The 11,015-nt window shown below is 69.2% G+C and carries 16 protein-coding genes, 1 tRNA gene and 1 pseudogene; 3 read left to right on the top strand and 15 right to left on the bottom strand.

The window, feature by feature from the left end; translation table 11 throughout:
- The coding region (locus ACNFOC_RS42745) for a MarR family winged helix-turn-helix transcriptional regulator (protein WP_416964401.1) at positions 1-453 on the bottom strand (453 nt) is incomplete at its 3' end.
- A gap of 197 nt (positions 454-650) precedes the next feature.
- Here ACNFOC_RS42745 and ACNFOC_RS42740 point away from each other — a divergent pair.
- On the top strand, positions 651-854 hold the full coding sequence (locus tag ACNFOC_RS42740; RefSeq protein WP_416964398.1) for a hypothetical protein: 204 nt from the start codon (positions 651-653) through the stop codon (positions 852-854).
- Positions 855-881: 27 nt separating this feature from the next.
- Here the strand turns inward: ACNFOC_RS42740 and ACNFOC_RS42735 are convergent.
- From ACNFOC_RS42735 to ACNFOC_RS42685, 11 genes and pseudogenes are all read right to left on the bottom strand, one after another.
- Positions 882-1,127: pseudogene (locus tag ACNFOC_RS42735) on the bottom strand (GNAT family N-acetyltransferase); the annotation flags it as partial.
- Positions 1,128-1,232: 105 nt separating this feature from the next.
- On the bottom strand, positions 1,233-1,889 hold the full coding sequence (locus ACNFOC_RS42730; protein ID WP_416964397.1) for a hypothetical protein: 657 nt from the start codon (positions 1,887-1,889) through the stop codon (positions 1,233-1,235).
- Between the two features lie 56 nt (positions 1,890-1,945).
- Positions 1,946-2,836 (bottom strand): RNA polymerase sigma factor SigF, encoded by an 891-nt coding sequence (locus ACNFOC_RS42725; RefSeq protein WP_266859067.1) that lies wholly within the window; start codon positions 2,834-2,836, stop codon positions 1,946-1,948.
- Between the two features lie 345 nt (positions 2,837-3,181).
- Positions 3,182-4,030 carry an RNA polymerase sigma factor SigF gene (locus tag ACNFOC_RS42720; protein ID WP_416964396.1) on the bottom strand — a complete coding sequence of 283 codons (849 nt, stop codon included), beginning with the start codon at positions 4,028-4,030 and terminating at the stop codon, positions 3,182-3,184.
- A 163-nt stretch (positions 4,031-4,193) separates the two neighbouring features.
- A complete protein-coding gene (locus ACNFOC_RS42715) occupies positions 4,194-4,502 on the bottom strand; it encodes a Dabb family protein (protein WP_416964395.1) in 309 nt (102 codons plus the stop codon).
- Positions 4,503-4,527: 25 nt separating this feature from the next.
- Positions 4,528-4,704, bottom strand: coding sequence for a hypothetical protein (locus ACNFOC_RS42710; protein ID WP_019054914.1), 177 nt, complete (start codon positions 4,702-4,704; stop codon positions 4,528-4,530).
- Between the two features lie 216 nt (positions 4,705-4,920).
- Positions 4,921-5,388, bottom strand: a complete 468-nt coding sequence (locus tag ACNFOC_RS42705; RefSeq protein ID WP_416964394.1) for a hypothetical protein — start codon at positions 5,386-5,388, stop codon at positions 4,921-4,923.
- Positions 5,389-5,492: 104 nt separating this feature from the next.
- Positions 5,493-5,577, bottom strand: a tRNA-Ser gene (locus ACNFOC_RS42700).
- Between the two features lie 45 nt (positions 5,578-5,622).
- Positions 5,623-6,054, bottom strand: coding sequence for a tRNA adenosine(34) deaminase TadA (tadA, locus tag ACNFOC_RS42695; protein WP_318017334.1), 432 nt, complete (start codon positions 6,052-6,054; stop codon positions 5,623-5,625).
- Positions 6,055-6,110: 56 nt separating this feature from the next.
- A complete protein-coding gene (locus ACNFOC_RS42690; protein ID WP_416964400.1) occupies positions 6,111-6,650 on the bottom strand; it encodes a tRNA adenosine deaminase-associated protein in 540 nt (179 codons plus the stop codon).
- Between the two features lie 243 nt (positions 6,651-6,893).
- Positions 6,894-7,112: a hypothetical protein gene (locus ACNFOC_RS42685; protein WP_416964393.1), complete on the bottom strand. Its 219-nt coding sequence runs from the start codon at positions 7,110-7,112 to the stop codon at positions 6,894-6,896.
- A gap of 150 nt (positions 7,113-7,262) precedes the next feature.
- On the opposite strand from ACNFOC_RS42685, the gene upp reads away from it, so the two are divergent.
- Positions 7,263-7,898 carry a uracil phosphoribosyltransferase gene (gene upp / locus ACNFOC_RS42680; RefSeq protein ID WP_406124659.1) on the top strand — a complete coding sequence of 212 codons (636 nt, stop codon included), beginning with the start codon at positions 7,263-7,265 and terminating at the stop codon, positions 7,896-7,898.
- A 114-nt stretch (positions 7,899-8,012) separates the two neighbouring features.
- On the opposite strand, the gene ACNFOC_RS42675 is transcribed toward upp, so the two are convergent.
- Together ACNFOC_RS42675 and ACNFOC_RS42670 are read right to left on the bottom strand one after the other, a co-directional pair.
- A complete protein-coding gene (locus ACNFOC_RS42675; protein WP_416964399.1) occupies positions 8,013-8,639 on the bottom strand; it encodes a LytR C-terminal domain-containing protein in 627 nt (208 codons plus the stop codon).
- A gap of 170 nt (positions 8,640-8,809) precedes the next feature.
- The gene (locus ACNFOC_RS42670; RefSeq protein ID WP_003999914.1) at positions 8,810-9,106 is read right to left on the bottom strand and encodes a type II toxin-antitoxin system VapB family antitoxin; all 297 of its coding nucleotides are present in this window, start codon (positions 9,104-9,106) and stop codon (positions 8,810-8,812) included.
- 105 nt (positions 9,107-9,211) lie between these two features.
- Here ACNFOC_RS42670 and ACNFOC_RS42665 point away from each other — a divergent pair, with 105 nt between their 5' ends.
- Positions 9,212-10,723, top strand: a complete 1,512-nt coding sequence (locus ACNFOC_RS42665) for a helicase HerA-like domain-containing protein (RefSeq protein WP_416964392.1) — start codon at positions 9,212-9,214, stop codon at positions 10,721-10,723.
- 30 nt (positions 10,724-10,753) lie between these two features.
- On the opposite strand, the gene ACNFOC_RS42660 is transcribed toward ACNFOC_RS42665, so the two are convergent.
- The gene (locus tag ACNFOC_RS42660; protein WP_416964391.1) at positions 10,754-10,876 is read right to left on the bottom strand and encodes a hypothetical protein; all 123 of its coding nucleotides are present in this window, start codon (positions 10,874-10,876) and stop codon (positions 10,754-10,756) included.
- Between the last annotated feature and the right edge of the window lie 139 nt (positions 10,877-11,015).

The raw sequence follows: 11,015 nt of genomic DNA, 5'->3' as shown, positions 1-11,015 counted from the left end.
GGGTGGGGGCGGAGGCTGTGCGGTGCGGCAGTCGTCGAAGCTCGCCCGGAGCCGGGTCATCAGCCCGATCAGCTGCCCGACCTCGTCGTCGCTCCAGTCGCTCAGCCGGTCGGCGAGCAACTGCGCGGTCCGCCGCGACAGTTCGTCCACCTGGGCCCAGCCGCTGGGGGTGAGGCGCAGGATGCGGGAGCGCTTGTCCGCGGGGTCGGGGGAGCGTTCGATCCAGCCCCGGTCGACGACGTGCGCGACATGGCGGCTGGTCACGGACATGTCCACGGCGAGCAGCTCGGCGAGCCTGCTGATGCGCATGTCGCCGTGCCGGCCGAGGAGAGTCAGTACGGCCACGGAGCCGGCGGGACACTCGGACGGCAGGACCCGCCCCAGCTCCCTGCGTACGGCGCCGAAGGCACTGAACTGACGGATCAGCTCCTCGTACTGCGCCTGCTCGGCCATCACACCTCCCATGTTCGTTGCTTGGGGCAACCATAAGAGCGTAAGAGAGGTTGGTTGCTACAGGCAAATAAAACGGTGGGGTGCGGGACAAAAAGTTGGCAAAGGCAAGCATTTCTGAACGTAAACCCGCAGGTGGGAAACCCTGTCCGAGGCCCCGCACTTGGGTGTCCCCCGGGGATTCGCTAGTGTCTCGGCCCATGGCAAACACCCAGGGCCCCGAGGGCAACTACGACCCCGCCGGCAGCACCCAGATGTTCCGTGCCTTCGTCGACGAGACCCCACAGGGCGGCGCGCCGCAGGCCGCACCCACGGCCTCGGCCGGACCCCGCGTCGGCCTGATCGTCGGCGTCGTGGTCGCCGTGCTGGTCGTGGCGGCGGTGGCCTACCTGGCCTTCATGTAACACCGACCGCTCCACCTGGGCGCTGGTCTACCGGTCCGTCTCCAAGGGGAACCGGTAGACCGTCGACTCCCGGACCCGGAACCCGAGCCGCTCGTACAGCCGGTTCGCCGCGGCACGGTCCGGCCGCGAGGTCAGATCGACGGTCCGCGCCCCGGCCTCCCGGGCGATCCGCAGCGCCTGCTCGATGAGCAGCGGGGCGATCCCGCGCCCCCGGGCCGCGCTGTCGACGACGACGTCCTCGACGCGCCCGCGCAGTCGCTCCGCTCCGCTTGGGGGCGTGACCTGCCGTCAGCCGTCTGCTGCGCCGTCGTGGCTGGTCGCGCAGTTCCCCGCGCCCCTTTGGGGCGCTGCAGAATCGCCGTGGACTTCATGTGCCGCCTAGTGCCACTCCACGGACACGTCCCGCGTCTCGATGTGCATCCCCAACGGCACGCGCCAGGCGTCGACGCACACGGTCCAGGTCTTGTCCTTGCGCCCGTTCGCCGGGACCGGCACGGGAAGCTGCTCGGTCGACCCGATCGTCGCCCAGTCGATCCCGAGGGCCCCGATGATGTGCGTCCCGAACGTCACCGTGCCCGAACGCACCGCCGTACCGCCGGAGTTGCGGAAGCCCAGGGTGACGTCCTCGCACCAGCGCTGATCCGTGGCCTTGCGCACAGGGTCGCCCCAGCTGAGGGCGGCGGGGGTGCCGGGAGCCGTCGTAGGAACGGCGGTTGGGGTCGGTGACGGTGAAGGCGTGCTGCTACGACGGGACTTGGCGCCCGTGGGTGAGGAGGTGGCCGGCGGAGGCGCTGAAGTGTCCTTGCCGCCAGGTGACTTGCCGGCCGCGGGTGACTTCGGGGTGTCGAGGGGCACCAGCGTGACGCTCCCGGTCGGGCGTACCGCCGTAGCCGATGGGCGGGGCGGGCCGACCGCCGCGTAGCCGCCACCGCTGTTGCCCGCGCAGGCGGTCAGGAACGCGGCGAGGCAGGCGACGGCCGCCGACGCGCCCGGGAGGGCGCACCGGCGGCCACGTGTCCGGGTCGCTCGGAGCATCGCGCCATGGTGGCTGACACTCCGTCAAATAGGAACCCTCGTGACCCTGTTGGGGGTCAGTCCGAGATCAGGCCCTCGCGGAGGGTCGACAGGGTGCGGGTCAGCAGCCGGGAGACGTGCATCTGGGAGATGCCGACCTCCTCGCCGATCTGCGACTGGGTCATGTTGGCGAAGAACCGCAGCATGATGATCCGGCGCTCACGGGGCGGGAGCTTGGCGAGCAGCGGCTTGAGCGACTCGCGGTACTCCACGCCCTCCAGTGCCGTGTCCTCGTAGCCGAGGCGGTCCGCCAGCGAGCCCTCGCCGCCGTCGTCCTCGGGGGCCGGGGAGTCGAGCGAGGAGGCCGTGTACGCGTTGCCGACCGCGAGGCCGTCGACGACGTCTTCCTCGGACACGCCCAGGACCGCGGCGAGTTCGGGGACGGTCGGCGACCGGTCCAGCTTCTGGGAGAGCTCGTCGCTGGCCTTCGTCAGGGCCAGCCGCAGCTCCTGAAGGCGACGCGGGACGCGCACCGACCACGACGTGTCGCGGAAGAAGCGCTTGATCTCGCCCACGACGGTCGGCATCGCGAACGTCGGGAACTCCACCCCGCGTTCGCAGTCGAACCGGTCGATCGCCTTGATCAGGCCGATCGTGCCGACCTGGACGATGTCCTCCATCGGCTCGTTGCGGGAGCGGAAACGCGCGGAGGCGTACCGCACGAGCGGGAGGTTGAGCTCGATGAGGGTGTCCCGGACGTAACCACGCTCGGGGCTGTTCTCGTCGAGTGCGGCGAGCCGCAGGAAGAGGGAGCGGGACAGGGTGCGGGTGTCGATGGCTCCCGTGGTCGGGAGGGCCGGGGCCGGTACGGCGGGTACGGCCTCAAGGACCGTAACGGCGTCGAGTGCGGGCTCAGCGTCGCTCTTGGTGAGCGTGAGCACCTTCGAGCTGCCCTGGTCTGCGGACATGCCACCCCCTTTGGGTCGCGGGACGGTCGCGGCGATCGCCCCCGTCTGGGGAGCGGTGCCTTCACCTGAATACCGGAGCCGGGGCCACGGCAAACGCGCTTCCCGCAGAATGTCACATGTCGGCAACACGCTGTAGTGACATGTCGACATGTCTGTGACGAATCGGCCCTGGAAACAGGGGGTCTGACGGCTTTTCAGCGCAGAACCGTTGGGAAAGGGCCCTGTGAGCGATTCGTTCGTACCGGTGACAGCTCGCTCGGGCTTTCGGTTATGCCCCGATACGGCTTTCGCTATGGCTCTCGCCACGGCTTCCGCTGCGGCTGACGCGCCTCGCTACGGCTGCTGCTACGCCTCGATGCGGTTCGCGGAGCGCAGTCGCTGGAAGCTGCGCGCGAGGAGCCGGGAGACGTGCATCTGGGAGACGCCGAGTTCCGCGCTGATCTGCGACTGGGTGAGGTTGCTGTAGTAGCGCAGCAGCAGGATCCGCTGTTCCCGCTCGGGGAGTTGGACGAGGAGGTGGCGGACGAGGTCGCGGTGTTCCACGCCGTCCAGGGCCGGGTCCTCGTAGCCGAGCCGGTCGAGCAGGCCGGGCAGTCCGTCGCCCTCCTGGGCGGCCTCCAGGGAGGTCGCGTGGTACGACCGGCCGGCCTCGATGCAGGACAGCACCTCGTCCTCGCCGATGCGCAGCCGCTCGGCGATCTCGCCGGTGGTGGGGGTGCGCCCGAAGGCGGTCGTCAGGTCCTCGGTCGCCGCGTTGACCTGCACCCACAACTCGTGCAGCCGGCGCGGGACATGGACCGTACGGACGTTGTCACGGAAGTACCGCTTGATCTCGCCGATGACGGTCGGCATCGCGAACGTCGGGAACTGCACGCCCCGGTCCGGGTCGAAGCGGTCGATGGCGTTGATCAGACCGATGGTGCCGACCTGGACGACGTCCTCCATCGGCTCGTTGCGGGAGCGGAAGCGGGCGGCCGCGTAGCGCACGAGCGGGATGTTCGCCTCGATGAGCGCCCCACGCACCCGGTTGTGCTCCGGCGTACCCGGCTGGAGCTCCTTGAGCTGGCCGAAGAGCACCTGGGTGAGGGCCCGGGTGTCCGCGCCGCGGCTGCGCGGCGGAGCGGCTGCCACCGGGGTCTGGGCGGGCGCCTCGTCCTGGGGCGGCGCTGTACTGGCCGACACGGTCAACGCCACACCTCTTCAATAGGTCAACTCATCCGTCAAAAGCGGTCATAGCATCACAAGACATGTGCACTGTGTGCAAGCACCGCCTAATACCGTGTTATGCCGTGTTGGGCAACAAAAGCCCCCCGCCGTGACGGCAGGGGGCTCTGCGGGGGGCTTTGAGCTGACGGGCTCAGACCTCGTGATCGGCGACCTCGTAGTCGGCGATCACCCACGTGGCGAACTCGCGCCACAGCACGACGCCGGCCTGGTGCGCGGGGTGCTCGACGTACCGCTTCAGGGCGTCGGGGTCGTCGACCGCCGAGTTGATCGCGAAGTCGTAGGCGATGGGGCGGTCGCTGATGTTCCAGCCCAGCTCCCAGAAGCGCAGTTCCTCGATCAGGTCGCCGAGCGGGCGGAACGCCTCGACGCCGGCCGCGACGCGCGGGTCGTCGCGCTCGACGCCCTCGTTGAGCTTGAAGAGGACGAGGTGGCGGATCATCTGCGCGCTCCTGGTTGGTAGTTGGCTACTGCGCCCCGTCGGCCAGCCAGGTCATGAAGTCGCCGATGGCCTTCGCGGCGTCCGATATGCCCTCGAAGCCTATCTGGACGTAGTCGGCCGCCTTGGACGGGTCCGTGATGATCACGTACAGCGCGAAGACCACGAGCAAATAGACGGCGATCTTCTTAGCGTTCACCGCCATCGCGGCCTCCCCTGTGACTTCGTGCCCGTGGGCCCCCTGTTGCCGGCGGTGAGTGTAACCTTCACGGCCCCTTTTTGGATCAATCAGGGATCACCAGGGATCAACCAGGGACCAACGGGACGCTGGTGAAGGGCTGTTGCCGACCTCACGCACGAAGGGCCCCTGACGGGACCGGCGCCGCTGTGCGCTAAGGGGCGTCGGCTTCCTCGCCGTGGTTCAGGCTCCCGGCTCCGGATTCGGATTCGCCGCCCAGTGATCCGCGAGCGCAGGCCACCATTCCGGGTGCTCGTTCACGACTTCGACCAGCGCTGGCGACGTACCGCGAACCACCAAGGCGAAGTCCTTCCACCCGTTGTAGTTCCGCATCTGTGGATTGAGGGACCCGATCATGAGTCCGTAGGTCACTACGTCGGCGAGCATGCGGGCCAGGGCGAGAACGCGGATCCTCTGATCCTCATCTGCCGGGACGCCCGCACGCTCGTAGAAATGAGCATGGAGCCAGGGTTCTGCGGCGATGTACTCCTCGAAGTGCTGGATCCGCTCTATTCCGTTGTAGATATGAGTCGCACCGGCAATTCCGTTGTTGATGGTGGTCTGCCGGGCGAGTTCCCGCATCTGCCATGCGGAAGTGAGCAACGATGCCACCACGCCAACTGCTGTGATCAGCCCAAGGATGTCGGTCACGTGGCCCCCCGAACCGGTGCTCTACCCCTCGCAGGTGATCCCTTAACGGGACGGAGGGATGCGCGAAGGGTCCGGCTCGATGAGCCGGACCCTTCGTCCATCTGCGGTAGCGGAGGGATTTGAACCCTCGGTGACTTGCGCCACACTCGCTTTCGAGGCGAGCTCCTTCGGCCGCTCGGACACGCTACCGAGAGAGACCTTACAACAAGGTGGGGCGTGGTTTGAAATCGGTAATCACCGGTCCCGGAAGAACTCCGTGAGCAGGTGGGCGCACTCGTCCGCGAGCACGCCCTCGATCACCTCGGGGCGGTGGTTGAGCCGCCGGTCGCGGACGACGTCGAAGAGGGAGCCGGCCGCGCCCGCCTTCTCGTCGCGGGCGCCGTAGACGACCCGGTCGACCCGGGACTGCACGAGCGCGCCCGCGCACATCGTGCAGGGTTCGAGGGTGACGACGAGCGTGCAGCCGGACAGCCGCCACTCACCGAGGTGAGCGGCGGCCCTGCGGATCGCGAGGACCTCGGCGTGCGCCGTCGGATCGCCGGTGGCCTCGCGTTCGTTGTGCCCGGTGGCGAGCACGGTCGTACCGTCCGGGGACAGTACGACCGCGCCGACCGGGACGTCGCCGCCCCGGGCGGCCGCTCCGGCCTCGTCCAGGGCGAGCCGCATCGCGGCCCGCCAGCGGTCGCGCACCGGGTCCCAAGGCCCTTCCGCGCGTGCTGTGGTCAGCGGACGGTCTCCAGGACCTCCGAGGCCCCGAGGGCCTCGGCGATGGAACTCAGCGCGTCGTCCGCGTCGAGGAGCAGCAGCTCCTTCTCGCCGACGCCCAGGTCGTCCAGGATCTGGCGGTCACCGACGGGGCTGTGCGGAACGGCCTCGGCCGAGGAGGTGCCGTCCTCGTCGTCGTCCTCCTCCTCGCTGTCACCGTCCTCGGTGCCGTCGAGGTCGAGGGAGTCCAGGTCGACGACATCGTCGTCGTCCGGATCCCGTCCGAGCAGCTCGTCGGTGAGCAGGATCTCGCCGTACGAGCTGCGGGCTGCGGCAGCTGCGTCCGAGACGTAGATCCGCGGGTCGTCCTCGCCATCGATACGGACGACGCCGAACCAGGCGTCCTCCTGCTCGATGAGCACCAGCACCGTGTCGTCCTCGGGCGAGGCTTCACGGGCCAGTGTGGCCAGATCCGACATGCTCTCGACATCGTCGAGCTCTGTGTCGCTCGCTTCCCACCCGTCTTCGGTGCGCGCGAGCAGTGCGGCGAAGTACACCGTGACTCTCCCACTGGTCATAGGTGTGCCGGTTGGGGGTCCCCCCGGCTGAGGCTGCGGGCGGGGAGAGCTCGTGCTCCGAGCCCCACCCACTCGGAATCGTGGCAGAAACAAGGCGTGCAGGGGACGTCTTCGGCTCCCTGTGTCCGCCGGTTTTGATCGACCACCAGCGGGATCGTACGCGGCGATCGCCGTACACACGCACCTGGTTGGGCTTACAAAGTGCTGTGAGACAGGCCTCAACTACCAGCGGAACGTGCGCATACGCATGGCGTGGCGCAGCCGGGCGACCTTGGCGCGCCGGGGCTGGACCCGGTCGCGCAGCTCGCGCGCCTCGGTCAGCTCGCGCAGGAACTGGGCCCGGCGGCGCCTGCGCTCGGCATCGCTCTCCCGGCTCGTGTCCCGGTTCTTCGCCGGTTCCTCCGACTGCGACGGGTCCTTGTGGGACTCACGGTCAGGCATCGGTTCACCACCCCGTTCCGTCCCTCCCACTTTCCCCCGGACGGGCGGTTTGATGCCAGTGCGGGCGGGATCGGGGCCGGTGGGCGGGCTGATCACGGTTGGTGCGGGCGGGGACCGCGGCCGCCGCGGGCCCCGGCTACTGTTGTGGACATGCGTCTCCACGTCGTCGACCACCCCCTGGTCGCCCACAAGCTCACCACGCTGCGCGACCAGCGCACCGACTCCGCGACCTTCCGCCGCCTCGCCGACGAGCTGGTCACCCTGCTCGCCTACGAGGCCACGCGCGACGTACGCACCGAACAGGTCGACATCACGACGCCGGTCGCCTCGACCACCGGCGTCAAGCTGTCCTACCCGCGCCCCCTGGTCGTGCCGATCCTGCGGGCCGGCCTCGGCATGCTGGACGGCATGGTCCGCCTGCTGCCCTCCGCCGAGGTGGGCTTCATGGGCATGGTGCGCAACGAGGAGACCCTCCAGGCGTCCACGTACGCCACGCGCATGCCGGAGGACCTCTCAGGCCGCCAGGTGTACGTCCTGGACCCGATGCTGGCCACCGGCGGCACCCTGGTCGCCGCGATCCGCGAGCTGATCAAGCGCGGCGCCGACGACGTCACCGCCGTGGTCCTGCTCGCCGCCCCCGAGGGCGTCGAGATCATGGAGCGCGAGCTGGCGGGCACCCCGGTGACCGTCGTGACGGCCTCGGTCGACGAGCGCCTGAACGAGCACGGCTACATCGTCCCGGGCCTCGGCGACGCGGGCGACCGCCTGTACGGCGCGGCCGAGTAGGACTCCGTCGGCACCCGGCCGATCAACACCCGATTCCCGTACGGCTCTTACCCGCCGTACGGGAATCGGGTGCTTTTGTCGTAGGGCTGCTCTCCTACGACTGCTCTCGTACGGCTACGAGCACGCCTTCGGTGACGCGCTGGTCGTCGGCTCGGGTCCGGCCAGCGCGGCCAGCGCCTTGTCGGCGGCTGCCTTCGCCGTGAGGTTCTTGAAGGCGGTGCCGATGACGAGGTCGACGGCGGTGCCCTTGCGGGTGGCCTCGGTGCGGCGCTCGGCGCCGGTGAGCTGGGTGGCGAGGACGGGCAGCGAGGTGTCGAGGGCGGAGGCGGGGCCGAGCAGCACGCCGGTGCCCTTGACCTTCTTGTCCCACTGCGCGGACGCGTTGCCCACGTCCCCGATCTTGAAGCCGCGCTTCTTCAGCTCGTCGGCGGTCGACTTGGCGAGGCCGCTGCGGGGCGTGGCGTTGTAGACGTTCACGGTGATCTGGGCCGGCTTCGGTACGGCGGCGCCCGCGCTCGTGCTCGCGGAGGGGCTGGCCTTGGTCGCGCAGGCGGCCTTGGGACCGGCCGCCGCGGCCTGCTTGCCGCCACCGGTGAAGACGTCGATGAGCTGCAACGTGCCCCACCCGCCCACACCCAGTACGGCGACGGAGGCGACCATCGTGAGGACGAGCTTCCCGCGGCGCCGCGGACGGCGCATGCGCGGATATTTGTCCCCCGTGATCCGGTACTGGCCGCCCATGCCTGGGGGAGTCAGCATGCTCATGAGCGCAGCGTAGTGCGCCCGGGCGACGATGCCTACTAGATGATCATTCGACAGCGCCGAGACCAACCCGAAAGGACGAACGGTCTACCGGAAGGCAACCGCCCGAGCCTTGATGAAAACCGTCCGGGCTCTGATGAAGGGTGCTGTTAGTCCAGTTCGAGGACGCGCGCGTGGAGCACCTGGCGCTGTTGCAGCGCGGCGCGGACCGCGCGGTGCAGGCCGTCCTCCAGGTACAGGTCGCCCTGCCACTTCACGACATGCGCGAAGAGGTCGCCGTAGAAGGTCGAGTCCTCGGCGAGGAGCGTTTCCAGGTCGAGCTGGCCCTTGGTCGTCACGAGCTGATCGAGGCGGACCGGGCGCGGCGCGACATCCGCCCACTGCCGGGTGCTCTCCCGGCCGTGGTCGGGGTACGGCCGGCCGTTTCCGATGCGCTTGAAGATCACACGGAAAGCCTACCGGTCATGACGTTCCGGGCGCAGCCATGGAGACGGAGTGCGACGCTGGAAAAGATGCCGTAAAGCCGGGCAAAACGGGAACAGGGGCCAGATATGAGTGACAGCGAGACGATCGCCGCCGGGTACGCCTTCACAGGACCTGCACTCGACCTGGGCGCCCTGCTGTGGGACGGCGCCTGTCTGCCCGACGCGCAGATCCGCATCCCCTTCCCGATGCTCAACCGCCACGGTCTGGTCGCGGGCGCCACCGGCACCGGCAAGACCAAGACCCTCCAGCTCATCGCCGAGCAGCTCTCGGCGCAGGGTGTGCCGGTGTTCCTCGCGGACGTGAAGGGCGATGTGTCCGGGATCTCGGCGCCGGGCGTCACGAACGACAAGGTCGCGGGCAGGGCGGGCGAGGTGAGGCAGCAGTGGACGGCGACCGGGTTCCCGGCGGAGTTCTACGCCCTCGGCGGCATCGGCCACGGCATCCCGGTCCGGGCCACGATCACCGGGTTCGGCCCGGTGCTGCTGTCCAAGGTGCTCCAGCTCAACCAGACCCAGGAGCAGTCCCTCGGCCTGATCTTCCACTACGCCGACACCAAGGGCCTGGAGCTGATCGACCTCAAGGACCTGCGGGCGGTCGTCACCTTCCTCACCTCCGACGAGGGCAAGCCGGAACTGAAGAACATCGGCGGCCTGTCCACCGCCACGGCCGGGGTGATCCTGCGCTCCCTCACGGCCTTCGAGGCGCAGGGCATGGCCGACTTCTTCGGTGAGCCGGAGTTCGACACGAGCGAGCTGCTGCGCACGGCGTCGGACGGCCGGGGCATGGTCTCCGTCCTCGAACTCCCCGCCGTCCAGGACAAACCACAGCTCTTCTCGACCTTCCTGATGTGGCTCCTCGCCGACCTCTTCCACGACCTCCCGGAGGTCGGAGACGCCGAGAAACCGAAGCTCGTCTTCTTCTTCGACGAGGCGCACCTGCTCTTCAACGACGCCTCGAAGGCGTTCCTGGACTCCATCACACAGACCGTCCGCCTCATTCGCTCGAAAGGGGTCGGCGTCTTCTTCGTGACACAGACCCCGAAGGACGTACCCGGCGACGTCCTCGCCCAGCTCGGCAACCGCGTCCAGCACGCGCTCCGCGCCTTCACCCCGGACGACCAGAAGGCCCTGAAGGCGACGGTCAAGACCTTCCCGAACTCCTCCTATGACCTGGAGGAGATCCTGACGGGCCTGGGCACCGGCGAGGCGGTCGTCACGGTCCTGAGTGAGAACGGCGCCCCGACCCCCGTCGCCGTCACCCGCCTGCGCGCCCCCGAGTCCCTGATGGGCCCGATCGATGCGGCGACCCTCGACCAGGCGGTCAAGTCCTCGTCCCTCTACGGCCGTTACGCACAGGCTGTGGACCGCGAGTCGGCGTACGAGAAGCTGGCGACAGAGCCCCCGAGACCCAAGGAAGCAGCCGGGAAGGCTTCTCCGAAGTCGGCCAAGGAGGACGAGTCGATGGTCCAACAGGTCGTCGGCAGCGGGATGTTCAAGTCCCTGGCGCGTTCCGTCGGCACCCAGATCGGCCGCGAGATCACCCGCTCGCTCTTCGGCACGGCCCGGCGGAAGCGTTAGTTCCCGCCGGGCCGTGCCGCCTACGGCGGGTCAGCGCGCCCGTTCCTCCGGGGGCCGCTGCGGCTCGGGTCGTCGGGGCTCCGGCTTGGGGGCGTTGCGGGCGGCCTCCGCGCGCAACAGGGCGCGCAGGAGCGCGTACGGGTCGATGGGCATGGCTGTGTTCCTAGCGTCGCGGTGACGGGTTGACCTCGGGGGACGGTCGGTCCGTCAGCAGCGCAGGACCACGGTGCGCAGGGCGCGGAGGGTGTACGGCGGCCACGGCGGCGCGGGGAGGGCGCGGCTGTGGGGGTTC

Origin of the sequence: Streptomyces colwelliae (genome assembly GCF_048158785.1) — a bacterium.
GTDB lineage: Bacteria > Actinomycetota > Actinomycetes > Streptomycetales > Streptomycetaceae > Streptomyces.
The sequence above is the reverse complement of the archived record's forward strand: the minus strand, read 5'-3'. Positions and strand labels throughout refer to the sequence as shown.

What these genes read in the sequence shown, in the direction of transcription:
- ACNFOC_RS42675 (WP_416964399.1), bottom strand. Translation starts at nt 8,639, where the DNA reads ATGGGCGGCCAGTACCGGATCACGGGGGACAAATATCCGCGCATGCGC.
- ACNFOC_RS42685 (WP_416964393.1), bottom strand. Translation starts at nt 7,112, where the DNA reads ATGCCTGACCGTGAGTCCCACAAGGACCCGTCGCAGTCGGAGGAACCG.
- tadA (WP_318017334.1), bottom strand. Translation starts at nt 6,054, where the DNA reads ATGCGGCTCGCCCTGGACGAGGCCGGAGCGGCCGCCCGGGGCGGCGAC.
- ACNFOC_RS42740 (WP_416964398.1), top strand. Translation starts at nt 651, where the DNA reads ATGGCAAACACCCAGGGCCCCGAGGGCAACTACGACCCCGCCGGCAGC.
- ACNFOC_RS42660 (WP_416964391.1), bottom strand. Translation starts at nt 10,876, where the DNA reads ATGCCCATCGACCCGTACGCGCTCCTGCGCGCCCTGTTGCGCGCGGAG.
- ACNFOC_RS42715 (WP_416964395.1), bottom strand. Translation starts at nt 4,502, where the DNA reads ATGATCCGCCACCTCGTCCTCTTCAAGCTCAACGAGGGCGTCGAGCGC.
- ACNFOC_RS42710 (WP_019054914.1), bottom strand. Translation starts at nt 4,704, where the DNA reads ATGGCGGTGAACGCTAAGAAGATCGCCGTCTATTTGCTCGTGGTCTTC.
- ACNFOC_RS42725 (WP_266859067.1), bottom strand. Translation starts at nt 2,836, where the DNA reads ATGTCCGCAGACCAGGGCAGCTCGAAGGTGCTCACGCTCACCAAGAGC.
- ACNFOC_RS42730 (WP_416964397.1), bottom strand. Translation starts at nt 1,889, where the DNA reads ATGCTCCGAGCGACCCGGACACGTGGCCGCCGGTGCGCCCTCCCGGGC.
- upp (WP_406124659.1), top strand. Translation starts at nt 7,263, where the DNA reads ATGCGTCTCCACGTCGTCGACCACCCCCTGGTCGCCCACAAGCTCACC.
- ACNFOC_RS42665 (WP_416964392.1), top strand. Translation starts at nt 9,212, where the DNA reads ATGAGTGACAGCGAGACGATCGCCGCCGGGTACGCCTTCACAGGACCT.